Origin of the sequence: Microbacterium testaceum StLB037, assembly GCF_000202635.1 — a bacterium.
Classification (GTDB): domain Bacteria; phylum Actinomycetota; class Actinomycetes; order Actinomycetales; family Microbacteriaceae; genus Microbacterium; species Microbacterium testaceum_F.
In genome coordinates this window covers 2,802,194-2,827,765 of sequence record NC_015125.1, presented here as the reverse complement: position 1 = coordinate 2,827,765, position 25,572 = coordinate 2,802,194, and the positions used below count along the sequence as shown (strand labels likewise).

Below are 25,572 nucleotides of genomic sequence, written 5' to 3'. Positions count from 1 at the left end.
ATGAGCGAGATCCTCCACGCCTGGGCGGTCGCCCCCGCCGCGGTCGGTGCCTGCTGTCTGGCAGCCGATCGCGCGCGGGTGCGACCGCCCGAGGTCGCGGCATCCGTGCTGATGCTGCTCGCGATGCTGGATGCCGCCGTGTTCGGGGTCGTCGCGCCGGTCGGGCGGACGGCGGTGCTGTTGGCGGCGGCGCTCGGGCTCGCGGTCTGGCGGCGGCCGCGGCAGCGCCGTGTGCCGCGGGTGCCCGCCCTGATGACGCTGCACACGACGCTCGGGATGATCGTGATGGCCGGGTTGCAGATGGTCATGGTCGGGCACGCGGGTCCCTCGGCCCACGCCCACGGGCTCGCGCTGGCGCCCGTTCTCGTCGGTGCGGCGGCGGTCTACGCCGCGCTGTCGCTCGAGGCGATGCGACGGATGCCGGCACGGCTCGACCGCGCGCAGATCGGCGCGATGGCGGCATCCGTCGTCCTCATGGCGGTGGCGGCGGTGTGATCCCGGGCGGGGTGATCCCGGGCTCGGCGTCCGGGCTCGCAGGAAGCGCCGAGCGGGGTCCCCGCGGGAGAAGGAGAAGCACCGCGGGCAGGGCCGCCGCGGCGATGATGCCCGCGCCGATCCCGAGGGACGCGGCATCCCCTCCTGTGACCGCCTCGATCACCTCGCCGATCAGGCCGCCGAACGCGACGATCGAGGCGACGACGACGACCCCGATCCCGCGCGCGCCGCGCAGCACGAGGAACGCCTCGGTCACGAACACCGCTCCCGCCAGGAGCGCGAAGACGATCGTCGTCGTCACGCCCCGGAAGACGAGGTACTCGTGGGTGTCGGCCCGCAACCCCCGGCCGGTCGCGAGGGCGACGATCAACCAGACCCCCAGCGCCGCCGCGGCGAGGCCGTAGAGGAACGAGAGCACGGCGGCAGCGCGTACGGCCGGGGTGGTGCGCAAGGGCGTGGGGCGGCGACGCCCTCGGGCGACAGACGGCATAGCCGCACGGTAGAGCGGGAGCTGAGGGATTCGCTGGGACCTCAGCGCGGCCGGATCACCACCGGATACCCCGCGAATCGCAGGCGCACCACGTCATCCGCCTCGCGCCGGTCGGCGGCGTCGTGCTGCACAGCGATGAGCGTGCCGTCGGCCGCGCGCACGACGGTTCGCCGCAGCGACCCGAGGAAGCTCGAGGCCACCACGGTGGCATCCATTCCGCCGGCGGCGTCGGTGAAGAGGATGTCCTCGGGCCGCACGAAGGCCTGCACCGGCCCGTCGACGGGTTCCCCGAGGATCGGCAGCGCGTGGCCGCACACCTCGACCTCTCCACCGCGCGCGACCCCGTCGAGAACGTTGCTGAGCCCGACGAAGTCGGCGACGAAGGGCGAGACCGGCCGACGGTAGAGATCCTCCGGCGTGCCGATCTGCTCGATGACCCCCTCGTTCATCACCGCGACGCGGTCGGCGACGGCGAGCGCCTCCTCCTGGTCGTGCGTGACGAAGACGGTGGTGATGCCGAGATCGCGCTGGATACGACGGATCTGCTCGCGCAGCTTCACGCGCACCTTGGCGTCCAGAGCCGAGAGCGGTTCGTCGAGCAGCAGCACGCGCGGGCGGGTGACGAGGGCGCGGGCGAGCGCGACGCGCTGCTGCTGACCGCCGGACAGCTCGTGCGCGTACCGGCCGCCGCGGTCGCCGAGTCCGACCATGTCGAGCGCTTCCTGCACGCGGACGGTCCGACGGGCCGCGTCGACCTTGCGCATCCGGAGGCCGAATTCGACGTTCTGCGCGGCGGTCAGGTGCGGAAACAGCGAGTACGACTGGAACACCATGCCGATGTCGCGCTTCTCGACGGGCACGCGGGAGACATCGACCCCGTCGATCGAGATGGTGCCGTCGTCGACGCGGTCGAGTCCCGACAGGGCCCGCAGGAGCGTCGTCTTGCCGCACCCCGACGGGCCGAGCAGGGCGACGAACTCACCGGGGCGCACGTCGAGGCTCACCCCGCGCAGGGCCGCGTGGGCTCCGAAGAACTTGCGGATGCCACGCAGCGACACGGCGGTCCCCGTCACGGTCATCCCCGTCGCGGTCATCCCCGTCGCGGTCGAGGGGCCGGTGACCGGCGGGGCGGGAGGAAGAGGCACGTTCATGGGGTTCTCCGGGAGGGACGGAAGGAGCCGAGGCGGCCGATGACCAGCAGCAGCACGAAGACGAAGGCGAGGGCCGCGAGCGAGAAGATCGCCGCGACGTAGGGGTCGCTCTGCTGCAGGAGGAAGAGCGCGGTCTGGAAGGTGGACCGGCTGAGGAACGATGCGATCGTGAACTCGCCGAGGACGACCGCCACGGTCAGCAGACAGGCCGACAGGATGCCGCGGCGCAGGTTCGGCAGGATGACGCGCAGCACGGTGGGGACGACACCGGCACCGAGCGACCGCGCGGCCTCGCCGAGCACGACGACGTCGAGAGCCGCGATGTTCGCCTGGATCGGGCGGTACGCGTAGGGCAGCACGATGACGCCGATCGCGAAGGCCAGTGTCCACGCGGCGCTGCCGAAGGCCCCCGAGACCACCTTGTACACCGGCACGAAGCCGACGACGAGCACGACCGTGGGGACGGTGAGCGGGAGAAGGCACACGAACTCCACGACGCGGCGCATCGCGGGGTAGCGCATCTCGACGAGGAGCACCGTCGGAACGAGCACGAGCAGCACGATCGCGACGGTCACGGCGCAGATGCCGAGCGAGTTGGTGAGGCCGCGGAACAGGCCGTCGTAGGTGTACTCCTGCGCGGGGTCGACGAGCGCCGCGTAGTGCGCGAGGGTCAGGGCGTTCGGACTGCCGGACACGCGGAACGTGAACAGCAGCAGCGCGAGGAGCGGAAGCGCGAAAGCGACACCCGTCAGGGCGAGCACGATCGTCGCGCCCGTGCGGCCGAGGGCCGCGCCCACCGGCCGGCTCATCGCCGCCACCGCCGTGCACGCCGATCGAGCACCGCGTAGAGCGTCATGACGGCAGCCATCACGACGACCATTCCGAGCGCCAGGACGCCCGCGGTGTTCGCCACCCCGGGGATCGTCTCGCTGGTCAGCTGCTGCTTGATCGCGAGGGGCACGATGCCGCCCTGGTCGATGAGGGCGGCCGCGGTGGCGAAGGACGAGAACGCGCTCGCGAAGACGAGGATCGTCGACCCCCCGAACGCCGGGGCGAGCAGGGGGACGGCGATCCGTGTCCAGTACACGCGGCGCGGGGCACCGAGGGTCGCGGCCGCTTCGGCCCACTGCGTCTGCAGGGCCGCGAGGGCGGGCAGGAAGGTGAGCACCATGAGCGGCACCGAGAAGTAGACGTAGGGGAAGATCAGCCCGCCCACCTGGTAGAGCAACGGACCGTTGGGGGTCAGCGAGTTCAGGTCGAGACCGAGGGTCTGCTTCAGCCACACGGTGAGCACGCCCTGCGCTCCCATGAGCGCGATGAAGGCGAACGCCAGCATGATCCCGCCGAACTGCGCGAGCGCGCTGCACGCCGAATCGACGACCGAGCGCACCCATCCGTCGGGGTTCATGCTCACCAGCGCGACGCAGACGAGGGCACCCAGGACCGCGGAGATGCCGGCGACGGCCGCCGAGAGCCACAGGGAGTTCACGAAGGTGCTGACGATGAAGGGAGAGGCGAACGCCGAGAAATTGGCGAGAGTGAACGCCCCGTCGGCGGTGAAGAACCCGCTCGCGACCGCGAGGACGGTGGGGATCAGGAGGAAGAGGAGCACGTACACGGCGAAGGGCGAGAAGCCCCACCAGCCCCGGCTCCGGCGCCGGGAGGTCCCGGCACCGGAGCGGACTTTCGCCGTCGCGATCCGTGCGGATGCGGCGGTCATGGGGCGATCAGCCGCCGATCGCCGACGACCACTGCGCTGTGAGCACCTTCGCCGCGGCGGCGGCCTGGTCGCTCGTGAGCTGGACGAAGTTCTTCGGCGGCTCGCCGACCGCCTTCAGCACCGACTGGTCGACCGTGCCGTTCGCCATCATCGCCTGCAGCGTGGAGGGGTAGGCACCGGACGCGAGGTACAGGTTCTGCACCTCGGGGCTGTAGAGGTACTCCTCCCACAGACGCGCGGCCGCGGGGTGCGGGGCGTTGACGTTGATGGCCTGGTTGTAGTAGCTGCCGAGCGCGACGCCAGGGAGCACGACGGTCTTCCAGTTCGGGTTGCCCGATGACCCGCCGTCCGGTCCCCACGCGAGGTTGTTGTAGCTCCACTGGATGACGACGGGGGTCTCGCCCGAGGCGACCGTGGCCTGGGTCGGCAGGACCGAGAGCATGTTGCCGGCCTTCTTCAGCTTCGAGAAGAAGTCGACGCCGGGGCTGACGTCGTCGACGCTCCCGCCGCTCTGCAGGGCCGCGAAGTACACCGCGCTGGCGGCTTCGTTCGCCTGGGTGGGGTCGCCCTTGATGGCGACCTTGCCCTGGTACTGCGGTCCGAGCAGGTCCGCGAGCGAGGTCGGCGGGGTGGTGATGACCGAGGAGTCGTAGCCGATCGACATCAGGCCCGTGTAGTCGTAGTACCAGGAACCGTTCGGGTCCTTGAAGTCGTCGGGTATGTCGCCCCAGTTCGACACCTTGTAGGGCGTGACCAGGTCGAGGTTCTGGCTCAGCACGGCGGTGCCGATGTCGAACACGTCGGGGGCGGTGTCCTGCCCCTTCTGCGACTGGGCGGCCGCGACCTCGTCGGCGCTGGAGCCGTTGGGGTTCTGCGAGTCGATCTGGATGTCGGGGTACTTCGCCTGGAAGCCGGCGATGATCTTGCCGTAGTTGGCCCACGACGGCGGAAGGGTGATGACGTTCAGCTTGCCCTCGGCGTTGGCCGCGGCGACCAGCGCGTCCATCCCGCCGAAGTCGGCGGCGCTGGTGGCCTTCTGCTTCTGCTCGAGGGTCATCGACCCGCTCGCGGCGTCGGACGCGCCGGAGCACGCGGACAGCGAGACCGCGACCGCGGCGACCGCGGCCGTGGTGACGACGGCGCGCGCGACGCGTCGAGCCGTCGAAGAGGGGAAGGAGAGCATGGGGAGTCCTTTCGGGCGGGTACTCGAGGGAGAGGGAGGGCGGAGAGGAGAAGTCACAGGATGCCGTGGCGCTCGAGCGCGTCGAGGGCGAAGCCGAGCGCGGTGGTCATGCCGATCCCGCTGGTCACGGAGGCCACGCCGAGACCGGGCCGGGGAGAGGCCAGCAGATACGGCGAGCGCGCGCTCGCGGCGTAGACCCCGCGCCACCGTCGCCGCACGCGCAGCTGGTCGACGCCGAAGAGCCGTCGGAACCGGTCGAGCAGCAGCTCGTCGAGCGTCTCGTCGTCGAAGGGGTCGAGCGTGCGCTCGTAGTGATGGGTGTCCCCGATGACCACGCGACCGTCGGGGCGCTGCGTGGCCATGAGGTTCACGACGTGGGTCAGGAGATCGGGGTCGGCTGCCGCCACCTCCGCGCGGACATCGTCCGCCGCCGCGGTCTCGGCGAACCCGGCGTAGCGCAGGAGCGAGGTGCCGGTGAAGATCGCGGGGTCGATGCGCACGCCCCGGGGCGGGTCGATCTCGATCATCCGCAGTCGACAGCGACGGACCTCCGCCTCGAGGGCGATGGCCGGGAAGAAGCGGTCCACGTCGTGACCGATGCACACCGCGACCGCAGCGGTGGGAAACCACCCGGCGGCGGTGCGCACGCCGTCGTCGGCGATCTCGAGCACGTTCTCTCCGAACCGCACGTCGACTCCGAGGTCGATGAGGTGCGCGACGAGCGCGGGGATCGCCGTGGGTGCATCGACTCGCAGGTCGCCGGGGAGGAACGCTCCCCCGACCGCCCCGGGCGTCGCCCAGCCCGTGCGCTCGCCCACGCCCGCGGCCGTGAGCAGATCGAGGTCGCCCGCCCGTAGGGCGGCGAACTCGTCCAGCACCGCCATCTCGGCATCCGTTCGCGCGATCACGACGGTGCCCGTCTCGCGGACGCCGATCCCGGCGTCTTCAGCGAGCTCCAGCCACGCCGCGCGCGCGGCCTCGGCGTACGTCAGGGCGATGCCCGCCTGCGCGGTCGTGCAGATGTGGCCGAAGTTGCGGACGCTGGCGCCGACGGGACGGTCGTCGCGATCGAGCACGACGACCGAGAGTCCGGCGCGCACCGCGTGCCACGCGTGGGCGAGGCCGACGATGCCGGCGCCGACGACGACGAGGTCGACGCGTGGCGAGGAGGACGGGGTGTTCACGCCGACGAGTCTCGCCCTCCGGACCTCGCGAAAGAGGCCGATCGCCACACTTGTCATGCGATGTTCACCCCGGGATGCGAGCCGTATAAGAGGGGTCTGGGCCGGGTGAACGGCATCCGAACTTTTCCTATGCGGAAGGCGCTCACGCGACTTGTGTTGACAAGCTGGGCGCATGCTCCTGCACGAGACCATCCGCTCGTCCCTGCGCGATCGGATCCGCAGCGGGACGCTCGCCGTCGGTACCCCGCTGCCCTCCACCGCCGAACTCTGCGTCGAGTTCGGGGCGTCGCGCGGACCCGTGCGCCAGGCCCTCTCCGCCCTCTCCGCGGAGGGCCTGATCGCGACCGGGCAGGGGCGGGTCCCCACGGTCGCGCGCGCGCCCCTGGCCCAGGCGATCGACGACTTCTTCTCGTTCTCGGCCTGGGTCACCTCGCTCGGGCGCACGCCCGGCCAGCGCACGCTCGAGATCGCGGTGCGGCGCCCCTCGGAGGCCGTGGCGGCCGCCCTCGGGCTCGACGCGCACGAGAGGGCCGTCGAGCTGGTCCGGGTGCGCTCGATCGACGACGAGCCGGTGATGATCGAGCGCACCGCGTTCGTCGAACCGGTGGGGCGGCTGTTGTTCGACCTCGACCCCGACGGCGGATCGATCTTCGCCGGCCTCCTCGCGCGCGGGGTCGCCCTCGACCAGGGAGAGCACACGATCGACGCGATCGCCGCGGACGATCGGGATGCCGACGAGCTCGGCGTCGACGCCGGATCGCCGCTGCTCCGGGTTCGACGCGTCACGCGCTCCGACGAGGGCGAGGTCCTCGAGGTGTCCGACGACCGCTACCGCCCCGACCGCGCGGCCCTCATCCTCCACAACTCCCGAACGCGCGGCCCCTCCGGGCCGCACGCCTCACGCCGTATGACTCCGGAAGGTGCCCGATGACCGTCTCGCTGCTGTCCCTCGACATGGCTGGAACCACGATCGACGAGGGGGGTCTCGTGTACGAGCTGCTCGCGCGGTGCGTGGCCGACGAACTCGGCTCCCGCGTTCCCGAAGACGTGCTGGCCCCCTGGACCGGAACCGACAAGACCGAAGCGATCCGGGGTCTGCTGACCGCGCTCGGGGGCGATCCCGCCCGCACGGACGCGGTCTACGCCGTGTTCGCCGCCCAGCTCGACGAGGCCTACGCGGCCGCCACCCCGACCGTGTTCCCCGGGGTGCGCGAGGCGATCGCCTCGCTGCGCGCGGCCGGGGTGAAGGTCGCGCTGCAGACCGGCTACACCCTCTCGGTGGCCGAGGGGCTGCTCGCCAAGGTCGGGTGGGAGGTCGGCGTCGACATCGACGCCCTGGCGACCTCGGAGCTCGTCTCCGCCTCGCGCCCCGCGCCGTATCTCGTCTTCCGCACCATGGAGCTCACCGGCATCCGGTCGGTCGACGAGGTGCTGGTCGCCGGCGACACCCCCAACGACCTGGCCGCGGGCATCGCCGCCGGGGCACGCTTCGTGGTGGGCGTGCACACGGGAGCCGGCACGCCCGCCGACCTCGGCCGCGCGCGCCACACGCACCTGCTCGACAGCGTCGCCGACATCCCCGCGCTGCTGTCCGCCGCGGGCGAGCTGCCGTCGCGATGAGCGTGCCGCGCAAGCTGCTCCTCGTCGGCATCGACGGCCTCCGCATCGACGACGCCCTCCGCGCTCCCGCCATGGCCCCGCGTCTGGCTGCCTTCGCCTCCGCCGGCGCGTTGCTGCCGATGACCATGGAGGTTCCGACCATCTCGGGCCCAGGCTGGTCGTCGATCCTCACCGGCACGCGGCTCGCCGAACACGGCGTGGTCGACAACCTCTTCGAGGGACACCGTCTGCGCGCGCACCAGGACCTCCTGTCACGCGCCGCCGACACGCGACCGGGCTGCACGACCTTCGCGGCCGTCGACTGGCCGCCTCTCGTCGACCCCGACGGCCCCGGCCCGATCCTCACCCCGCGTCCCGACCACGCCGGCGCCCACGTCGTCGGCGCCCACGTCGTGGTCGCGCGCGACGGCGAGACCCGCGGCTATGAGCCGATGGATGCCGAGATCGCGGCCGCCGCGCGCGAGCACCTGCGCGAAGCCGGTCCCGACGTCTCCTTCGTCTACCTCGGCGAGGTCGACGAGGCCGGACACCGGTACGGCGGGATCGCGCCGGAGTACACGGCCGCGATCGTTCGCGTGGACGCGTTGCTCGGCGGCATCCTCGACGTCGTCGACGAGCGCGCCCAGACGCACGGCGAGGACTGGCTCGTCGCCGTCACCACCGACCACGGGCACGTCGACGCGGGCGGCCACGGCGGCGGCTCCGCCGTCGAGCGCCGCTCGTTCCTCGCGCTCGGTCGGTTCGGCGGCGACGACCCGCTGCCCTCGGGGCCCGTGGCCCCTCACGAGGTCCGTGATCTGCTGCTCGCCGACCTCGGGCGCGCTTGACTTCGCCGGCTGACGAGCCGGGCGACCGGAGGGCGAGGGACGGAGGGAGGACGAATCCGCGGGGATCGTCCTCCCTGCGTCCCTCGCCCTCCCCCGGTCACGCGCGCCAGGTCACGCGCAGCAAGTCACGCGCAGCAGGTCACGCGCAGCAAGTCACGCGCGCAGGTCCACGCGCGGCACCGCGCCCGAATCAGCGCTTCAGACGTAGCGTCACCAGCTGGAACGGACGCAGGTCGAGCTCGACCACGCCACCCGACACGCTCGACACGGCGGCGGCGGCGACCTCGCGCTCGAGCAGGTCGGTCTCCCCGGCGCCCGTGACCTCGAACCCGGCCTCCAGACGCGCGTGCGCGCGCTGGCCGAGCGCTTCGTAGAGGCGGACGATGACGTCTCCCGAACCGTCCTGGGCGAGCTTGATCGCCTCGACCACGACGCCGGGCTCGTCGATCGCCACCAGCGGCGCGACCGATCCCTCGGCGGCATCCGCCACCACGCGCACCGGCAGATTCGTACGGTAGCCCTCGGCCACGGCATCCACGACCTCGGCCCCGATGACGATGCCCACCTCGAGGTGGTGCGCGCCCTGGTCCTGCCCCGGGTCGGGGAACATCGCCGAGCGGATGATCGACAGGCGCACGAGCGAGTACGTGCCGCCGGCCGCGCGCGCGTGGCGGGTGATGTCGTGGCCGTAGGTCGAGTCATTCGTCACCGCGACGCCGAAGCCCGGCTCCGCGACCCGCACCCAGCGGTGCGCGGCGGTCTCGAAGCGCGCCGAGTCCCACGACGTGTTCGTGTGCGTCGGGCGCACGATGTGACCGAACTGGATCTCGGATGCCGCCCGGTCGGTGTGCACGTCCACGGGAACGCCGAGCTTGAGCAGCTTCTGCTGCTCGTGCCAGTCGACGTCGAGCGAGAGGCGGACCGTGCGCGAGCCCTCCGCCAGCGCGATGCGCGCGACGAGGGAGGAATCGCCCACGCGACGCTCCACGACCACGGCGTCGCCGTCGAGGCGGACCGCGTCGGCCGTGTCGAGAGCGGTCGCGTGACGGCGGTAGGTCTCGTCGATGTCCCACGCGTCCCACTGGGTGGGGGTGTCGCGGAAGATCTCGAACTGCCCAGCCACCTGGCCGGCGGGGACGACCTCGCGACCGGATGCCACCTCGACGAGCGAGGTGATCAGACCACGGCCGTCGATCACGGCGCGGACGATGCCGTTGTCGAGCACGAAGCCGTCGCCGTCGGCCCGGGGCGTGACGTCGCCCGTCGCGCTCTGCGGAGCGATCGCGAGCGCGGGAGCACCGGAACGGCCGTGCGGGGCCGCGTTCGCCACGACCGCGCGGTCGCCCGTGCCCACGAGCGCCCGGAGGCTGTCGGCGATGACCTGCTCGAGCTCCGCCGCGATCGCGGCGTAGTTGCGCTCGGCATCCCGGTGCACCCAGGCGATGGAGGTGCCGGGCAGGATGTCGTGGAACTGCTGCAGCAGCACCAGACGCCAGAGGCGCTGGAACGTCTCGGCCGGGTAGGCGGCGCCCGTGCGGACCGTCGCGGTGGCCGCCCACAGCTCGGCCTCGCGCAGCAGGTGCTCGCTGCGGCGGTTGCCCTGCTTGGTGCGCAGCTGGCTGGTGTACGTGCCGCGGTGGAACTCGAGGTACAGCTCCCCCGCCCAGACGGCCGGGTCGGCGTACTCGGCCTCGGCGGTCTCGAAGAACTCGCGCGGGGTCGAGTGCTTCACGACCGGTGCACCCTCGAGGGAGTGAGCGCGGGCGATCGTCGCGGTCATCTCGCGGGTGGGTCCGCCACCGCCGTCGCCGAAGCCGTACGGCAGCAGCGAGGTGCGCGCGCGGCCCTTGTCAGCGAAGTTGCGCTCGGCGTGGGCGAGGTCGGCCGCGGTGACCTCGGAGTTGTACTTGTCGACCGGCGGGAAGTGCGTGAAGATGCGCGAGCCGTCGATGCCCTCCCAGCGGAAGGTGTGGTGCGGGATGCGGTTGGTCTCGTTCCACGAGATCTTCTGCGTGAGGAACCACCGGGCTCCCGCGGCCTTCATGATCTGCGGAAGGGCGCCGCTGTAGCCGAACGAGTCGGGCAGCCACACCTCTTCGGTGTCGATGCCGAACTCCTCGAGGAAGAACGTCTTGCCCTCGACGAACTGGCGGGCCATCGCCTCGCCGCCGACCATGTTGGTGTCGGATTCGACCCACATGCCGCCCACGGGGACGAAGCGGCCCTCGGCGACTCGCGCCTTCAGTCGCTCCCAGAGCGCGGGGTAGTGCTCCTTCATCCACGCGAACTGCTGCGCCGACGAGCTGGCGAAGACGAACTGCGGGTCTTCGTCCATGAGCGAGAGGACGTTGCTGAACGTGCGCGAGACCTTGCGCGCCGTCTCGCGCACCGGCCACAGCCACGCCGAGTCGATGTGCGCGTGACCGACGGCGTGCAGGACGTGGGCGCTGGATGCCGCGGGCGCCGCCATCAGCGGAGCGAGCACGTCGCGGCCGGCCTGGGCCGTGCCCGCGACGTCCTCGGGATCGACCGCGTCGATCGCGGCATCCATCGCCTCGACGAGGGTCGCTCGGCGCGCGGAGGTCGCGTCGAGCTCGGCGATCAGGCCGTGCAGCAGACGGAAGTCCTGCAGGAGCTCCCACACCGCGAGGTCGCGGAGGCCGATCGACATGTCGCGGAGCGTATAGAGAGGAGCGTCGCCCGCGGTGGCGAGGTCGCCGAGGTGCGTGGGCTCGAAGGTGAAGAGACTGCCCACGTCGGGGTTCGAGGCGGCCTCGACGAGCACGTCGACGCGACCGTCGGCGCCGACCGCTGCCGGGCTGGCGTTGTTGAACGGCGAGACGCCCTTGATGGGGGCGCCCTCGCGGTTCCAGACGAGCGCCTCGCACTGGAAGCCGCTCTGTCCGGCCGTGAAGCCGAGGTCGATCACGAGCTCGGCGACGGTGCCCTCCGGCAGGGAACCGTCGGCGTCGCGCCACGCGGCGGGGATCTCCCCCGACACGGCGAACCAGGTCGTGCCCCACGCCCGGCCCCACGGCGTTCCGATCGCGAAGGGGCGGTACTCGGCATCCTGTGCTTCGGCGAAGGTCACGGGCTCGCCCGGGGCCTCCCACGCCGAGATGTCGAGGGGCTGGCGGGCGCGGTAGACGGCGGGGGCGAGACGCTCGCGGATGAAGCGTTCGATGCGCATCTCGATGAGCGCGGTGCGGTCGTGCATGTCGGTGTATTCCTTGTCTGGGGGCGTCTGGGGGGACGGGTCAGCCCTTGACCGCGCCGGCGAGAGCCGACGGGCCGCCGAGACCGCGCTGCACGAGGACGTACAGACCGAGGACCGGGAGGGAGTAGACGATCGAATAGGCCGCGAGCTGGCCGTAGGCCACGGCTCCGAACGACCCGAAGAAGTTGAAGATGCTGACCGCCGCCGGCTGGTAGTCGGGGCTGAGCAGCAGCACGAAGGGGACGAAGAAGTTCCCCCACGCCTGGATGAACGTGAAGATGAACACCACCGCGATGCCGGGACGCATGAGCGGGAGCACGATCTGCACGAGGGTGCGCATCGAGCCCGCCCCGTCCATCCAGGCGGCGTGCTCGAGCTCGACGGGCACGCCGTCCATGAAGTTCTTCATCATCCAGATCGCGATCGGCAGGGCGCTCGCGGTGAGGAAGAGGATCGTGCCGCCGATCGAGTCGATGAGGTTCAGCTGCACGAACAGGCTGTAGACCGGCACCATGATCGCGGTGATCGGCAGGCAGGTGCCGAACAGCACGGCGTAGAGGAACGGCTTGCCCACGCGCATCTTGTACCGCGACAGCGGGTAGGCCGCGAGCGAGGCGAGCACCACCGTGGCGACGGCCGTGCCGCCCGCGAGAAGCACGCTGTTCCACAGCGGCAGGAAGAGCAGGTCGGGCTTCATCACGGCGGCGAAGTTGTCGAGGGTGACGACCTCGGGCATCTTGATCGCGAGCGTCGGCTGCGCATCGAGCGAGGCGGTGACGAGCCACACGAGCGGAACCACGAACAGGATGCCGATGACGATGAGCAGCGTGTTGCTCAGGACGCGCAGGGCTCGGGTGCGCGGCGACGACAGCGAGGCCTTCGTGCGCTTCGGGGTGCGCCGGGCGCGGGTGCCCACGACTTCGGGCAGGGTCGTGGTGGTCATGACGAGACCTCCTCGCGCAGCGCGCGGACGTAGAAGAACGAGAAGATCGCGCCGATGAGCAGCATGATCGTGGCGATCGCCGTGCCGTAGCCGAGCTCGCCGAACTTCAGACCCTGCTGGTAGGCGAGGATCGGCAGCGTCGTGCTCTTGTTGCCGGGGCCGCCGCCGGTCATGACGAAGATGAGCGTGAAGACCGAGAGGGTCTGCAGCGTGACGATCATCGAGTTGGTGCCGATGGTCGAGCGGATCATGGGGATCGTGATGAAGAAGAGGCGCTTGATGCCGCTGGCCCCGTCGACCTCGGCAGCCTCGGTGATCTCCGGCGGCACGTCGGCGAGGGCGGCCGAGTAGACCATCATCGAGAACGCGGTTCCGCGCCAGATGTTGGCGATGATGACCATCAGCACCGGCATCGTGAACAGCCAGCTGACGGGGTCGAGGCCGAAGACGGCGAGGATCGCGTTCAGCGTGCCGTTGTCACGGAAGAAGGCGTAGGCCGCGAACGCGGCGACGATCTCGGGAAGGACCCACGCGGTCACGACGATCGTGCCGACGACCGCGGTGACGATCCGGTTGCCCGAGCGCATCATGAGGGCGAGGGCCAGCCCGAGGATGTTCTGACCGATCACCGCGGAGAAGAACACGAAGACGATCGTGTTGATCACCGAGACGGGGAAGTCAGGCGCCTTGAACAGCTGCGTGTAGTTGTCGAAGCCGATGAACTCGCTCGCCACGGCCGTCGAACCGGAGAGGGTGGCGTTGGTGAGCGAGCCCCACAGCGACACGAGGATCGGGCCGAGCAGGAAGATCGCCAGCAGCAGGGCTGCCGGCAGGAGAGGGAGCGCCCGGGCCGAGGACCGGAGGCCGCGCGCTCTCGCGCGCGACCCCCGGCCGGTGCCGGTCGCCCCGGTCTGAGCCAGGGCGGTCACGGTCAGCCCTTCTGGGTGTTCTCTTCGCCGACGATGCCGATGACGGCCTGGTCGTAGGCGGCCGCGGCGTCATCGACGCTCGACTGGCCGGTCATGACCGCTTCCATCGCGACCTGGATCTGGTTCGAGATCTTGTCGTAGTCCTCGGTCGCCGGGCGGAAGTGGGTCGTGTCGACGAAGCTCGAGAAGGTCTTGAAGCTCGGGTTCGCGTCGAGGTACTCGCTGGACTGCGCGACGTCGGCGCGCACCGCGATCTGGCTGTTGTCGATGTTGTACGCGGTGGCGTTGTCCTTGTTCACCGCGGTCGAGAGGAAGTCCCACGCCGCGTCGGCGTTCTTGGTGTTCTTGCCGATCGCGAGGGTCCATCCGCCCGACATGCTCGTCGTGCCGGGAGCCTGACCCTTCTGCGTCGGCATCGCGGCGATACCGAGGGTGTCGCTCCACGCGGGCCACGCGGCGGTGCCGCCCTCGACCCAGGCGGCCGACTGCCACGAGCCGTCCAGCGCGATCGCCAGCTTGCTCGAGGGCAGCCAGTCCGCCGTGACGCTCGTGAAGATGTTGGGGTCGAGCGCCTGCTGCAGCGACGGGCCGAGGCCGCCCTGGTAGACGTCCGAGACGAACTGCAGCGAGTCCTTGAAGCCCTGGCTGCCGACGACCCACTTCTTCGCGGAGGTGTCGTACAGGGTGTCCTCGGTGCCGTAGAGGAGCATCTCGAGACCCTGCATGGATGCCGCCTCGCCGGCGGTCTTACCCGAGTAGACGTTGATCGGGATGACGTCGGGATCGGCGGCCTTGACCTTCTCGGCGGCCGAGAGCACGTCGGCCCAGGTCTTGGGCTGCCACGGCACCGAGATGCCGGCCTTGGCGAAGATCTCCTTGTTGTACCAGAGGCCGCGGGTGTCGGTTCCGAGCGAGACGCCGTAGGTCTTGCCGTCGGGGCCCAGACCGGCCTGCTTGGCCCCCTCGGCGAACTGCGACCAGTCGTCCCACTTCGCGAGGTAGTCGTCCAGGGGCAGCAGGTAGCCGGCGGCCGCGTCGGACTGGATCTTGAACGTGTCTTCGTACTGCACGTCCGGAGCGGTGCTCGCCGACTTGTTCATCAGCGCGAGCTTCGTGTAGTAATCGGCGCCCTCGGCCTGGATCGGGACGAGTTCGACGGTCACGCCTTTGTGCGCCGCCTCGTACTCCTTCTTCGCGTTCTCCATCAGCGTCTGCATCTGGTTGAACGTCGCCGTGGTCTGGTACGCCACACGGATGGTGTTCGCGTCGCCCGCTCCCCCGCTTCCGCCGGAGCAGCCGGCCAGGGCCACGGTCAGGGCCGTGGCGGTCAGAAGACCGCCCGCCATCGTCAGTTTCTTCATGGAAGCTCCTTTGCTCGGGTGGAGACACCGCGTCGCCAGAACCTTTTATAAATCAAATGGACTAACTCGGCAAGTCGTCTCCCACCGCGCGCGATAACGATCCGGCTACGGGACGCTGTGAGACGGGTGAACGGCCGTCAGATCGCGATCATCATGCGGGCCGGTCGCGCCGCGAAAGCGCCGTCCAGCATGAGGCAGGCCGCGCCGACGGCGGCGACATCGGCGCCCACGCGCGACAGGCGCACGGTGATCCCCCGCGTCGCGGTGGACACCGGGTCGGCGGCGACGCGAGCGATGACCGTGTCCACGAGCACCGCGGCCAGACGCTCCCACACCGGTCCCCCGAGCACGACCTCGTCGACGTCGAGGAGGTTGTTCGTCACCACGAGCGCCCGCGCGATGCGCTCCCCCGCGCGGTGCAGCACGGCGCGGGCGCGCACGCCGCCGCCCGCGGCATCCCGCACCAGACGGTCCAGGTCGGGACGGGAATCGCCCGTGTCGGTGGGCGCGTATCCCGCCTCGGCGAGGAGGGTGCGCGGCTCGATCGAGACACCGAGGCATCCGCGCGACCCGCACTCGCAGGCCGGGCCGTCCGGATCGACGACCACGTGCGCGATTCCGCCCGCGTTGCCGGTGCGGCCGCGCACGGGAGAGCCCGAGATCGCGACCCCGAGACCGACGCCGGCGCCGTAGTACAGGAACATCGCGTCGGTCAGCGCGTCGGAGCGGTCGAACCACATCTCGCCGACCATCGCGGCGGTCACGTCCTTCTCGACGATCACGGGGAGGCCGGTGGCGGCACCGAGGTCTTCGCGGACGTGCACGTTATGCCACGCGGGCAGAAGGGGCGGATCCAGCAGACGCCCCCCGCGCGCGTCGAAAGGTCCCGGGGCGGCCACGCCGACCCCGAGCACGAGCGGACGCGGGATGTCGGCATCCGCGAGGATGCGATCGACCGCCGCGCGGACATCGTCGACGAGCTGGTCCGGGGCGGCGCCGTGTCGGCGCGGGATCTCGTCGTGGGCCACGACGTCGCCGGCCATGTCGACCACGACGATCGTGTCGACGACCGGGTCGAGGTGCACCCCGACCGCGAAGCGCGAGCGAGGCTCGAGCTTCAACAGGGTCCGGGGCTTGCCCGGGCCCGAGATGACCTTGCCCGCCTCGACGATGAGGCCCTCGTCGGCGAGACGGCGCGTGACGTTGCTGAGGGTCTGCGCGCTGAGTCCCGTGCGCGCCGACAGTTCGACGCGACTGAGGCCCTCGGGTGCGCGGCGGATCAGGTCGAGCACGAGGGTCTGGTTGTACTCGCCGACAGCCGGCAGGTTCGACCCCGTCCGCATCGCTCCTCGCTCTCGCTCGTCGGCCCGCGACGCGGACCCCCGCTCAGCGTACGCCCGCGGCCCCGCCGTCCCCGCCGCCTCGCGCGCGGGGGCGCGGCGCGACCGCCCGGTGAGCGGAGGAGAAACCAGGAAGGGAGGGCAGCTCTCGCGGCATCCCTCCTCCGTTCCCCGAATCTCCTCCCCTCACCGGCCGGGGCGCGGGCACGAGCGGGAGCGCAGGCGCGAACGGATCGACCGGAAGCGGGTCAGGCGCGCAGGGCGAGGGCAGCGGCCCCCAGGAGCGGCCCGTCGCCGTCGAGACCCGAGCCGGTGATGCGGCACCGGCGCGCGTACTCGTGGACGGATGCCGCCTGCGCGGCCACGCGCACCTGATCGATGTAGTCGTCGGCCACCTGCGAGAACCCGCCGGCGATCGCGACGGCCTCGAGGTCGCAGAGGGTCGCCGCCGCGGCGATCGCCTGACCGACCGCGGTCGCCGAGCGCGCCACGGCGGCGGTCGCGATCTCATCGCCCGCGCGGTAGGACGCGGCGAGGTCGAGCCCGGTCTCGCCCACCCAGCCCTGGCTCTGCGCCCACGTCACCGTGCCGGGGCCGGCGGCGACGGCTTCAAGGGTGGATGCCACGACCTCGCCGTCGTGGATCGTGCGCACGAACGTCTGCCCGAGGTGGCCCGCGTTGCCGCTCGCCCCGCCCATCGGACGCCCGTCCAGGACGAACCCGCCGCCGACGCCGGTGGAGACGACGATCGCGAGGGCGTTCCGGCATCCGAGCAGGGCGCCGCGCCAGTGTTCGGCGAGCGCGATGCACGTGCCGTCGAGAGCGAGCGAGAGGGGACCGTCGACGAGGCCGCCCAGCACCTCGTCGACCGGGAGACCCGCCGCCAGCGGGAGGTTCAGCGGCGAGACGGTGCGCGAGGGCAGGTCGACCGGTCCGGCGCTGCCGACGCCGACCGCCCCCACCGAGAGGTCGGGCACCGCCGCGAGCGCCGCTTCCGCGGCCTCGCGCACGTTCCGCGCGAGGGTCTCGCGATCGCTCTCGCGGCCGGTGGGACGGCGGGTCACGCTCTCGCGGACCACCTCGCCGGCGATCGACACGACGGCGGCATCGACCTTCGTCCCGCCGATATCGACGGCGAGGACGTGCGTGTAGGGGGGCAGGGACGGGGTGGCATCGGACATGCGCGCTCCTCGATAGGACCAACGCTCCCCGATCCTAGGGGCCGGTGTATCCGCCGAGTGACGCCTGTGCACCGGCGTCCGACGGCCCCGGGGGTGAAGACGCAGGTTACGATCAGGTCACGGCGGCAACGATCAGCCCCGCCCAGCGACACGAGGGATGCCATGGACGAGACGGCCACGCCCGAGGCGGCATCGCGACTCCGCCGCACCGACACCGCCCCCGCCCGCGCGGGAAGCGACGAACCGCTCACCGCGGACGCGTTCGCCCGGCTGACGGGTCGGATCACGGCATCCATCTCCGGTGTCATCGACGGCAAGCCCGAAGCCGTGCAGAGCGCTCTCATCGCCCTCCTCGCCGAGGGGCACCTGCTCATCGAGGACGTCCCCGGCGTCGGCAAGACGATGCTCGCCCGCGCGCTGGCCGCGACCGTGGACGCCGACGTGCGCCGCATCCAGTTCACGCCCGACCTGCTGCCCGGCGACATCACCGGCGTCTCCGTTTTCAACCCGGTCACGCGGCATTTCGAGTTCACCCAGGGTGCGGTGTTCGCGAACATCGTCATCGCCGACGAGATCAACCGCTCCTCCCCCAAGACGCAGTCGTCGTTGCTCGAGGCGATGGAGGAGCGCCAGGTCACGATCGACGGGCGCACCCACGTGCTGCCCTCGCCGTTCCTCGTCGTCGCGACCCAGAACCCGCTCGAGATGGAGGGCACGTACGCGCTCCCCGAGGCGCAGCGCGACCGCTTCCTGCTGCGCATCTCGATGGGGTACCCCGACCCCGCCGCCGAGGCGCTCATGCTGCGTCAGCGCGATGTCGTGAATCCTCTCGACGCGATCGAGCCGGTGGTGACGGGACGCCAGGTCACCGCGATGATCGCGTGGGCCCGCGGGGTCCACGTCGCCCCGGCGCTCGAGGAGTACGTGGTGGCGTTGGCGCAGGCCACCCGCAGCCACCCCGACATCCGTCTCGGCGCGAGCCCGCGCGCCACGCTGCAGCTGGTCCGGGCGGCCAAGGTGCGTGCGGCCCTCGACGGGCGTTCGTACGTCATCCCGGACGATCTCACGTCTCTGCTGAACCCGGTCTTCGGCCACCGGCTCATCGCGAACCGCTCCGCCGCGGGCGGTCGCGCGGGCGCCGTCGTGGTGTCCGAGGCGCTCGAGCGCATCGCCGCGAGCGTGCGCGTCCCGCTCGCCTCGCGAGTGTGAGCACCCGATGAGACGTTGGTGGCCGTTGACCCTGCGGGGCAGCGGTGCCGCGGTTCTCGCGGGCGCGTCTCTCGTGATCGCCCAGCGGGCCGGCATCCCGGAACTGATGTACTTCGGCGTCCTCATGACCGCCCTCCTCGTGACCGCAGCCACCACCCTCGTGATCGCCCGGCGCACGGATCGCGTGACCCGCACGGTCAGCCCGGACGTCACCGACGTCGGCGCCCGTGCCGAGGTCGTCGTGCGCGTCGGCCTGCAGACGGCTCTGCCGACCGCCCCCGGCCGGTGGGCCGACGCCCTGCCCGCGGGCCTCCGCGGGCACGCGAGCGGTGTCTTCCCGGCGACCTCGTCGGCACTCGGCCGCGACACCGTGCCCGTCGAACTGCGGTACGAGGTCGTCGGCCACGAGCGCGGCGTGCACGCCCTCGGTCCCCTCGAGGTCATCACGACCGATCCGTTCGGCCTCGTCCGACGTCGGTTCGCGCTGGGCCGCCCCTCCCCCGTCACCGTCGCGCCCGCGATCGTCGACCTCCCGCCCCTCCCGCCGACCGGAGGCGAGGCGGGCGGCACGCGGCAGTCGGCGGCGCTGCAACTCGGGCAGGGCCTGGACAACCTCGTTGCGCGTCCCTACGCGCGCGGCGACTCGATGCGACGCATCCACTGGCGGGCGACGGCCCACCGCGACACGCTCATGGTGCGCCAGGAGGAGCAGGAGTCCAGTCCCGCCGCCACCGTGGTGTTCGATCGCGCACTGTCGCGGTGGTCCCCGGCCGCGGCTGAGGCGGCGGGGCGCGACCTCGCCTTCGAGACCGCGGTCTCGGCGTGCGTGTCCGCGGTCGCCCGACTCGTGCACGAGGGCTACACCGTCGATGTCGTCGACAGCGATGGTGAGCTGCTCGCCGATCCCGTCGACGGCGGCGAAGACGCGGAGGCGCGGGCTCTCGCGGCCTCCTTCGCCGCGATCACCGCGCGCGCCGAGGGTTCTTCCGCTCGGGTGATCCCCGCGTCCGCCGCGGTCATGATGGGACCCGTCGTCGTGATCACCGCCGATCCCGCACGCGATCACGCGCTCGAGCCCGGAGCGTTCGCGCAGCGCTCGGCCCTGCCGATCATGATCATGGTCTCGTCCCACGCCGACCTCGAGCCCGCGCGTGCCGCGGGATGGCGCGTGGCGAACGTGCGCCCGGGCGGAGACATCGCGAGCGCATGGTCCGACGCGACCGAGAGGGGGCTCGCGGATGTCGGCCGGTGACGTGACCGTGCTCCGCACGCCTCGACGCCGCCGCGACGCGTCGCTGTTGACGCTGGGCCTCTTCGCCGCGATCGCCGCGGCCCTGCTGCCCGTCTTCTCGGTCATGCAGACGGGGTCGTGGACGGTCCAGGCCGCCTTCCTGACGGCGGCGATACTCGGTGCGGGCCTCGCGGCACGCCTGCTCCACCTCCCGGCGCTGGTCGCGACCCTGCTCGAGGTCGGCATCTGGCTCTTCGCCCTCACGGCCATGTTCGGCCGCGCGACGGCCGTGCTGTGGATCATCCCGAGCCCCGCGACGGTGAGCACGGTCCCGAGCCTCGTCGCCGCGGCATCCGAGGAGATCCGCACCGGCGTCGCGCCGGTCGCACCCGGCGTAGGGCTCGCGTTCGTGCTGGTCGCCGCGATCGGTGGCCTCGCCGTCGTCCTGGACCACGTCGTCCTCACCGCCCGGATGCCGCTGCTCGCCGGCGTGGGACTGGTCGCGGTCTCGCTCATCCCGACGATCGCGATTCCGGCCGACGTCGACGTGACCGCCTTCGTCCTCCTCGCTGCGGCGCTCCTGTTCCTCCTCCGCGTCGACACGCGTTCGCGCCACGCCGCCTCGCGCCCTCGCCCCGCGGGTCCGCGTCTCCGGGGCCGCGGGGCCTCGGCCACGGCCCTCGGCATCGCCGCGGTCGCGGTGATCGTGGCGGTCGTCGCGACCCCGCTCCTGCCCCAACCCGCCCTGCGCTTCGCCTCGGGCGGCACCGGCGGCTACGGCACGACCATCAACCCCAACCTCGAGCTCGGCAACGACCTGCGCCAGCCCCGCGACGTCGACGTGCTCACGCTCCAGACGGACGCCCCGACGCCGCCGTACCTGCGCGCCGTCACACTGTCGAGCTTCGACGGCTCGGTGTGGCAGCCCGACCGCGCCGACACCGTGAACGTCCCCGACGACGGTCCGGTGTTCGCGGCCCCGCCGATCGACTCCGACATCGCGGTCGCGCAGTACACGACCGACATCTCGGTGGGCGAGCTCGACAGCCCATGGCTCCCCGTCCCCTCCCCCGCGACGACCGTGACGGGTCTGCAGGGCGACTGGCTCGGGATGCCGGACAACCGCACGATCGTGTCGCGCGCGGGCTCCTCGCGCGACCAGGACTACTCGGTGCAGACCTCCGTTCCTCGACCGACCCTCGAGCAGATCCGCGCGCGTGCGGTGGGCGGATCGGAGCTGGGCGACGCCGTGCGCGCTCTCCCCGCCGACGTCCCCGCCATCATCGGCGACACGGCTCGTGAGGTCACGGCGGGGGCGTCGTCGCCCTATGACGCCCTGATCGACCTGCAGACCTGGTTCCGCAGCAGCGCCTTCCGCTACTCGCTCGACGCCCCCGTCGAGGCGGGCTTCGACGGAGCGGGATTGGATGCCGTCGCCGACTTCCTGCAGGCGCGCACCGGCTACTGCGTGCACTACGCCTCGGCCTTCGCCGTCATGGCCCGCACGCTCGACATGCCGTCGCGGATCGTCGTCGGCTACCTCCCCGGCACGATGTCGAGCTCGGGGGTCGGGCAGGAGCGGTCCACCTTCACCGTGACCTCGAGTCAGCTGCACGCGTGGCCCGAGGTGTACTTCCAGGGCATCGGCTGGGTGCCGTTCGAGCCGACCAACAGCCTCGGCGTGCCCACCAGCTTCGCCTCGGGCACCACCGGCGGCACGAACACGACCCCGAACGCCCCTCAGCATCAGCAGAGCGCGGCACCGGAGACGCAGTCCACGACCGCTCCGTCGCTCGGAAACCAGGACGGGCCGGGGCTGCAAGGCAGCGGCACCACCGGCGACACGCGCGGGATCGGTCCGGGGCTTCTTCTCGCCGGGGGCATCGTTCTTCTGCTCCTGCTCCTCGGCGCCCCCGCGGCGCTGCGCGCTCTGCGACGCCGCTCGCGTCTGACCACTGCGCGGGCTGGGGACCCGGTGGCCGCGTGGGCGCTGGTGCAGGACGACGCGGTGGATCTCGGCATCCCGGTCCCCGGGGGCGAGTCGCCGCGGCAGTTCGCCGAGCGCCTCGTGCGGGAGCACGGCGCCGATCCCGGCGACGTGGACTCCCTCCGCGGGGCGATCGAGCGTGTGAGCTATGCCGAGAACGCGGGAGATGCCGTCAACGGACCGGAACTCGCCGAGGCCGCCGCGCGCGTGGGTGCGGGCCTGCGCGCCCGCGCGACGGGGATCCGACGCGCGGTGTCGCGGTTTCTCCCCCGCTCGCTCCTCGTGCGTCCCGGCACCGCCGCGGCGGAGGAGCGGGAACGGGTGGGCGCGTAACCGGCTCTTGCTAGGTTATCGGCCATGAATTTACGTCGACCTGGGATTCTCGCCACCTCTATCGTCGTTCTCGCCCTCCTCTCCGGGTGCGCAGTGACGGGCTCCCCGCCATCCGACGACGACGCGGTCGATGACTCCGGCGACGGCGATTCCGTCGCCTCCGTGCCCTTCCCGGGGATCACGAGCTGCGACCAGGTGACCGCCGCGATCCCCGGCTTCGTCGGGAGCATGAGCCTCGTCGGCGACTCCGTCGACGACGGCTCGGTGATGTGCATGTGGGCGGCCCCGGAGGGCGGCCCCTACGCCTCGATCCTCATCAGCCAGAACACCATGCCCACGGACGAAGAGGCCAAGACGGGGGCGAAGATGATCAACCTCCAGGCCACCTCGTTCACGAGTCCCGAGCTCAGCGGTCTCGGGGGCGTGGGGTGGCGATGGACGGCCGACGGCGGGCCCGACACCACCGGATACTCGACCGTCTACGTCCCCGGCGTCTCGGTCGAGATCCACCGCGGGAAGGACGGCCCGGACGGCGACACGTCGTACGCCCCCGCTGACACGGAGGCGATCGATGTCACCCTTGCGATCCTGAAGCTCTGAGGCCGGCAAACGCGAGAGCCCCGCCCGAACTTTCGTTCGTGCGGGGCTCTCTTCGGCGGAAGTGACAGGATTTGAACCTGCGAGGCGAGTTACCCCGCCTACATGGATTCCAGCCATGCTCCTTAGGCCGCTCGGACACACTTCCAAGGGACGATCTTACACGGCGGCAGCACCGTCCCCCGCCGCGGCCTCCCTCAGCGGTCGTCGGCTCTCTCGTCCGCGCCCTCGTCCAGCAGCGCCCGCGGCACGCGGTGCAGGGTCACCGCACCCACCGCGTCGAAGGGATGCAGGGGGTCGGGGTCCACGGCCCCGGTCGGCCCGCCCAGCTCGGAATGCGCGAGCGCGCTCATCACGGTGTAGGCGTCCATGGCATCCCATCCCCGCTCGATGAACGCGTCGAAGGCATCCTCGTAGCCGCGCCGGACGCTCTCCTGCACGGTGGCGCCCAGACCGACGAAGATCCACTCCTCGGCGGTCGCGATGCGCGGGGCACGCAGGGCCATGCCCGGCACCAGGTCGATCGAGACGACGACCGTCCCCTCCGCCTCGATCGCGACGAACGACGACTCGCCGCGCGCCATGATGGCGTGCACGTCGCCGATCGCGAGGAGGGCCCCCTCGACCTCGACGGGCAGGTAGACCGTGGCCCCGGGCGCGATGTCGGTGACGTCCATGTTGCCGCCGATCGCGTGGGCGGGCATGACCGTGGAGGCCGTCCCCGCCGCGGGCGCCGTGCCGATGCAGCCCACCATGGGGAGGGGCGCGACGGTCACGGCATCCGTGAGATGCACGCCGGCGGCGTCGATCGGGATGCGGCGCGTGACGACGCGGTCGGGCATGCGGTCGCGCAGCGCCCCGACACCGGGCAGGCTCATCGCCCACCCGGTGTCGGTGAGGCGGATCTCGTGGATCGTCACGGCGAGGGCATCACCGGGTCGCGCGCCCTCGACGAACACCGGCCCCGTGACCGGGTTCAGCGGTGCCCGCAGCCGACCGAGGTCACCGTGCTCGTGCAGCTCGCGGTACACCGCGTCGTCGGTCTGGAACGCGAGGGCCTCCCCCGTCCCGGGCCGCACGCGCAGCACCGGGGGCACCGACGCGTCGTGGCCGGGGCGACCGTGCTCCTTGCCGAGGAAGAGCTCCGTCATCGGGATGCCACCTCGCCGCCGCCCTCGCCGGCGGTCGCGGTCGCGTGCTCGGGGAGCGGGCCCGTCGCGCCGCCGTTCTTGCGCGCGTAGATGGCGTAGACGATGCCGCCGACGACGAGCCACACGATGCCGCCGATCTTCGCCGTCATGTCGGCGTTGAGGAGCACGTATCCGATGATGAGGAACCCGACGAGCGGCACGATGAGGTGGAGCAGGTAGTTCTTCGACTTCTTCTTGCCGAGGTAGTAGACCGCGACCGAGACGTGCAGGAGCAGGAATCCGAGGAGGGCGCCGAAGTTCACGAGCGACGAGATCACGGCGATCTGCCCGACGAAGAACAGCACCAGCACGAGCGACACCGCGCTCACGAGCAGGATGGCCGCCATCGGCACCTGGCGGGAGTTCACCTTCGACAGGAAGGCGGGCAGGCGCCGGTCGCGGCTCATCGAGTACAGCAGACGTGAGGTCGCGGCCTGGGCGGCGACCGCGTTGGCGATGCCGACCGCGATGACGTTGACGGCGAGGAACGCGGTGGCCCAGCCCGAACCGGCCGCCTGCGCGACGAGGACGAAGAAGGCGTTGTTGACCTCGTCGTCGCCGAACGAGATGGTGCCGGCGGCGAGCGCGCTGGCGAACCAGGTCTGCGTGATGAAGAGCACCGCGACCACGAGCAGGGCGATGATCATCGCGCGTCCGCCGGACTTGCGGTCGCCCGTGGACTCCTCGGCCATCGTCGAGATGCCGTCGAAGCCGAGGAAGCTCAGCACCGCGATCGAGAGGGCGGTCGCGATGAGCGCGGGGTTGACCTTGTCGGCATCCCACAGCGGAGCGATCGTGAACTCCGCACCCGGAACCGTGCCGGCGTTCAACGCGACCATCGCGATGACGACGAAGATCACCACGAAAGCGAGCTGGATGACGAGCATGACCCGGTTCGCGAGCTTGATCGAGCCGATGCCCGCGACGTTGATGAGCGTGTTGATGATGACGAAGGCGACGGCCCAGATCCACTGCGGCACGTCGGGGAAGATGCCGGCCATGCTCGACGCCGCGAAGACGTACAGCAGCGTGGGGACGAGCAGATAGTCGAGCAGGATCGCCCAGCCGGCGAAGAAGCCGACGGTGGGGTGGAGCCCGCGGCCGACGTACGAGAAGACCGACCCGGCGATCGGGAACGCCTTCGACATCTGCGCGTAGGCGAGCGCGGTGAAGATCATCGCGACGACACCGGTGAGGTAGACCAACGGCACCATGCCGCTGGCGGCGTTGTAGACGACGCCGAAGATGGCCCAGGGGGCGATCGGCACCATGAAGACGAGCCCGTAGACCACGAGGTCGAGGGTGGACATGGAGCGCTTGAGCTCCTGCTTGTAGCCGAAGGACTCCAGCGATTGCTGGGCCTCGGGGGCGGTGTTCGACATCG

22 protein-coding genes and 1 tRNA gene are annotated in these 25,572 nt (G+C 71.4%); 8 read left to right on the top strand and 15 right to left on the bottom strand.

The genetic code is table 11. The features are described 5' to 3' along the window. Positions 1–495, top strand: coding sequence for a hypothetical protein (locus MTES_RS12890; RefSeq protein ID WP_013585706.1), 495 nt, complete (start codon positions 1–3; stop codon positions 493–495). On the opposite strand, the gene MTES_RS12885 is transcribed toward MTES_RS12890, so the two are convergent. The 6 genes from MTES_RS12885 to MTES_RS12860 are packed head-to-tail and all read right to left on the bottom strand — an operon-like array spanning position 473 to position 6,223. Next, positions 473–985 carry a hypothetical protein gene (locus tag MTES_RS12885; protein ID WP_148272877.1) on the bottom strand — a complete coding sequence of 171 codons (513 nt, stop codon included), beginning with the start codon at positions 983–985 and terminating at the stop codon, positions 473–475. The two genes, MTES_RS12890 and MTES_RS12885, sit on opposite strands and share 23 nt — an antisense overlap. Before the next feature lie 41 nt (positions 986–1,026). Beyond that, positions 1,027–2,136 (bottom strand): ABC transporter ATP-binding protein, encoded by a 1,110-nt coding sequence (locus tag MTES_RS12880; protein WP_013585704.1) that lies wholly within the window; start codon positions 2,134–2,136, stop codon positions 1,027–1,029. Next, positions 2,133–2,945 carry an ABC transporter permease gene (locus MTES_RS12875; RefSeq protein WP_013585703.1) on the bottom strand — a complete coding sequence of 271 codons (813 nt, stop codon included), beginning with the start codon at positions 2,943–2,945 and terminating at the stop codon, positions 2,133–2,135. The genes MTES_RS12880 and MTES_RS12875 overlap by 4 nt, the downstream gene beginning before the upstream one ends. Next, the gene (locus MTES_RS12870) at positions 2,942–3,856 is read right to left on the bottom strand and encodes an ABC transporter permease (protein WP_013585702.1); all 915 of its coding nucleotides are present in this window, start codon (positions 3,854–3,856) and stop codon (positions 2,942–2,944) included. Before MTES_RS12870 ends, MTES_RS12875 begins: the two co-directional genes overlap by 4 nt. 7 nt (positions 3,857–3,863) lie before the next feature. Continuing rightward, positions 3,864–5,039: an ABC transporter substrate-binding protein gene (locus tag MTES_RS12865; RefSeq protein WP_013585701.1), complete on the bottom strand. Its 1,176-nt coding sequence runs from the start codon at positions 5,037–5,039 to the stop codon at positions 3,864–3,866. 53 nt (positions 5,040–5,092) lie between these two features. Continuing rightward, the gene (locus tag MTES_RS12860; protein ID WP_043362891.1) at positions 5,093–6,223 is read right to left on the bottom strand and encodes a TIGR03364 family FAD-dependent oxidoreductase; all 1,131 of its coding nucleotides are present in this window, start codon (positions 6,221–6,223) and stop codon (positions 5,093–5,095) included. 172 nt (positions 6,224–6,395) lie between these two features. On the opposite strand from MTES_RS12860, the gene MTES_RS12855 reads away from it, so the two are divergent. Genes MTES_RS12855 through MTES_RS12845 form a run of 3 tightly spaced genes read left to right on the top strand, consistent with a single transcriptional unit; the run spans position 6,396 to position 8,670 of the window. Then, the gene (locus MTES_RS12855; protein WP_013585699.1) at positions 6,396–7,154 is read left to right on the top strand and encodes a GntR family transcriptional regulator; all 759 of its coding nucleotides are present in this window, start codon (positions 6,396–6,398) and stop codon (positions 7,152–7,154) included. After that, a complete protein-coding gene (locus tag MTES_RS12850; protein ID WP_013585698.1) occupies positions 7,151–7,843 on the top strand; it encodes a phosphonatase-like hydrolase in 693 nt (230 codons plus the stop codon). Before MTES_RS12855 ends, MTES_RS12850 begins: the two co-directional genes overlap by 4 nt. Then, positions 7,840–8,670, top strand: a complete 831-nt coding sequence (locus tag MTES_RS12845; protein ID WP_013585697.1) for an alkaline phosphatase family protein — start codon at positions 7,840–7,842, stop codon at positions 8,668–8,670. Before MTES_RS12850 ends, MTES_RS12845 begins: the two co-directional genes overlap by 4 nt. Before the next feature lie 190 nt (positions 8,671–8,860). Here MTES_RS12845 and MTES_RS12840 read toward each other — a convergent pair whose 3' ends face one another. From MTES_RS12840 to MTES_RS12815, 6 genes are all read right to left on the bottom strand, one after another. Further along, on the bottom strand, positions 8,861–11,887 hold the full coding sequence (locus MTES_RS12840) for an alpha-mannosidase (RefSeq protein ID WP_013585696.1): 3,027 nt from the start codon (positions 11,885–11,887) through the stop codon (positions 8,861–8,863). Between the two features lie 40 nt (positions 11,888–11,927). Next, complete coding sequence (locus tag MTES_RS12835) at positions 11,928–12,830, bottom strand: carbohydrate ABC transporter permease (RefSeq protein WP_013585695.1); 903 nt, start codon at positions 12,828–12,830, stop codon at positions 11,928–11,930. Continuing rightward, complete coding sequence (locus MTES_RS12830) at positions 12,827–13,759, bottom strand: carbohydrate ABC transporter permease (protein WP_013585694.1); 933 nt, start codon at positions 13,757–13,759, stop codon at positions 12,827–12,829. Before MTES_RS12830 ends, MTES_RS12835 begins: the two co-directional genes overlap by 4 nt. A 2-nt stretch (positions 13,760–13,761) precedes the next feature. Next, on the bottom strand, positions 13,762–15,120 hold the full coding sequence (locus MTES_RS12825; protein ID WP_013585693.1) for an extracellular solute-binding protein: 1,359 nt from the start codon (positions 15,118–15,120) through the stop codon (positions 13,762–13,764). A gap of 137 nt (positions 15,121–15,257) precedes the next feature. Then, entirely contained in the window at positions 15,258–16,592 is a 1,335-nt protein-coding gene (locus MTES_RS12820) for an ROK family transcriptional regulator (protein ID WP_231848196.1), read from the bottom strand. A gap of 116 nt (positions 16,593–16,708) precedes the next feature. Continuing rightward, positions 16,709–17,641, bottom strand: coding sequence for an ROK family protein (locus tag MTES_RS12815; RefSeq protein WP_013585691.1), 933 nt, complete (start codon positions 17,639–17,641; stop codon positions 16,709–16,711). A 162-nt stretch (positions 17,642–17,803) separates the two neighbouring features. Between MTES_RS12815 and MTES_RS12810 the strand changes: the two genes are divergently transcribed. From MTES_RS12810 to MTES_RS12795, 4 genes are all read left to right on the top strand, one after another. Then, positions 17,804–18,850, top strand: a complete 1,047-nt coding sequence (locus MTES_RS12810; protein WP_013585690.1) for an AAA family ATPase — start codon at positions 17,804–17,806, stop codon at positions 18,848–18,850. A 7-nt stretch (positions 18,851–18,857) separates the two neighbouring features. Beyond that, entirely contained in the window at positions 18,858–20,102 is a 1,245-nt protein-coding gene (locus tag MTES_RS12805; protein ID WP_043361422.1) for a DUF58 domain-containing protein, read from the top strand. Further along, on the top strand, positions 20,089–22,401 hold the full coding sequence (locus MTES_RS12800; protein WP_013585688.1) for a transglutaminaseTgpA domain-containing protein: 2,313 nt from the start codon (positions 20,089–20,091) through the stop codon (positions 22,399–22,401). The genes MTES_RS12805 and MTES_RS12800 overlap by 14 nt, the downstream gene beginning before the upstream one ends. A 93-nt stretch (positions 22,402–22,494) precedes the next feature. After that, positions 22,495–23,001: a hypothetical protein gene (locus MTES_RS12795; RefSeq protein ID WP_013585687.1), complete on the top strand. Its 507-nt coding sequence runs from the start codon at positions 22,495–22,497 to the stop codon at positions 22,999–23,001. Between the two features lie 56 nt (positions 23,002–23,057). Here MTES_RS12795 and MTES_RS12790 read toward each other — a convergent pair. The 3 genes from MTES_RS12790 to MTES_RS12780 all read right to left on the bottom strand — a co-directional run bounded on the left by MTES_RS12790 (position 23,058) and on the right by MTES_RS12780 (position 25,570). Further along, positions 23,058–23,146 (bottom strand) — tRNA-Ser (locus MTES_RS12790). A 49-nt stretch (positions 23,147–23,195) separates the two neighbouring features. After that, a complete protein-coding gene (locus MTES_RS12785; protein ID WP_013585686.1) occupies positions 23,196–24,149 on the bottom strand; it encodes an acetamidase/formamidase family protein in 954 nt (317 codons plus the stop codon). After that, positions 24,146–25,570 (bottom strand): APC family permease, encoded by a 1,425-nt coding sequence (locus MTES_RS12780; protein ID WP_013585685.1) that lies wholly within the window; start codon positions 25,568–25,570, stop codon positions 24,146–24,148. The genes MTES_RS12785 and MTES_RS12780 overlap by 4 nt, the downstream gene beginning before the upstream one ends. Positions 25,571–25,572: the final 2 nt, after the last annotated feature.

What these genes read in the sequence shown, in the direction of transcription:
- MTES_RS12890 (WP_013585706.1), top strand. Translation starts at nt 1, where the DNA reads ATGAGCGAGATCCTCCACGCCTGGGCGGTCGCCCCCGCCGCGGTCGGT.
- MTES_RS12885 (WP_148272877.1), bottom strand. Translation starts at nt 985, where the DNA reads ATGCCGTCTGTCGCCCGAGGGCGTCGCCGCCCCACGCCCTTGCGCACC.
- MTES_RS12880 (WP_013585704.1), bottom strand. Translation starts at nt 2,136, where the DNA reads ATGAACGTGCCTCTTCCTCCCGCCCCGCCGGTCACCGGCCCCTCGACC.
- MTES_RS12875 (WP_013585703.1), bottom strand. Translation starts at nt 2,945, where the DNA reads ATGAGCCGGCCGGTGGGCGCGGCCCTCGGCCGCACGGGCGCGACGATC.
- MTES_RS12870 (WP_013585702.1), bottom strand. Translation starts at nt 3,856, where the DNA reads ATGACCGCCGCATCCGCACGGATCGCGACGGCGAAAGTCCGCTCCGGT.
- MTES_RS12865 (WP_013585701.1), bottom strand. Translation starts at nt 5,039, where the DNA reads ATGCTCTCCTTCCCCTCTTCGACGGCTCGACGCGTCGCGCGCGCCGTC.
- MTES_RS12855 (WP_013585699.1), top strand. Translation starts at nt 6,396, where the DNA reads ATGCTCCTGCACGAGACCATCCGCTCGTCCCTGCGCGATCGGATCCGC.
- MTES_RS12850 (WP_013585698.1), top strand. Translation starts at nt 7,151, where the DNA reads ATGACCGTCTCGCTGCTGTCCCTCGACATGGCTGGAACCACGATCGAC.
- MTES_RS12845 (WP_013585697.1), top strand. Translation starts at nt 7,840, where the DNA reads ATGAGCGTGCCGCGCAAGCTGCTCCTCGTCGGCATCGACGGCCTCCGC.
- MTES_RS12840 (WP_013585696.1), bottom strand. Translation starts at nt 11,887, where the DNA reads ATGCACGACCGCACCGCGCTCATCGAGATGCGCATCGAACGCTTCATC.
- MTES_RS12835 (WP_013585695.1), bottom strand. Translation starts at nt 12,830, where the DNA reads ATGACCACCACGACCCTGCCCGAAGTCGTGGGCACCCGCGCCCGGCGC.
- MTES_RS12825 (WP_013585693.1), bottom strand. Translation starts at nt 15,120, where the DNA reads ATGAAGAAACTGACGATGGCGGGCGGTCTTCTGACCGCCACGGCCCTG.
- MTES_RS12815 (WP_013585691.1), bottom strand. Translation starts at nt 17,641, where the DNA reads ATGTCCGATGCCACCCCGTCCCTGCCCCCCTACACGCACGTCCTCGCC.
- MTES_RS12810 (WP_013585690.1), top strand. Translation starts at nt 17,804, where the DNA reads ATGGACGAGACGGCCACGCCCGAGGCGGCATCGCGACTCCGCCGCACC.
- MTES_RS12805 (WP_043361422.1), top strand. Translation starts at nt 18,858, where the DNA reads ATGAGACGTTGGTGGCCGTTGACCCTGCGGGGCAGCGGTGCCGCGGTT.
- MTES_RS12800 (WP_013585688.1), top strand. Translation starts at nt 20,089, where the DNA reads ATGTCGGCCGGTGACGTGACCGTGCTCCGCACGCCTCGACGCCGCCGC.
- MTES_RS12785 (WP_013585686.1), bottom strand. Translation starts at nt 24,149, where the DNA reads ATGACGGAGCTCTTCCTCGGCAAGGAGCACGGTCGCCCCGGCCACGAC.
- MTES_RS12780 (WP_013585685.1), bottom strand. Translation starts at nt 25,570, where the DNA reads ATGTCGAACACCGCCCCCGAGGCCCAGCAATCGCTGGAGTCCTTCGGC.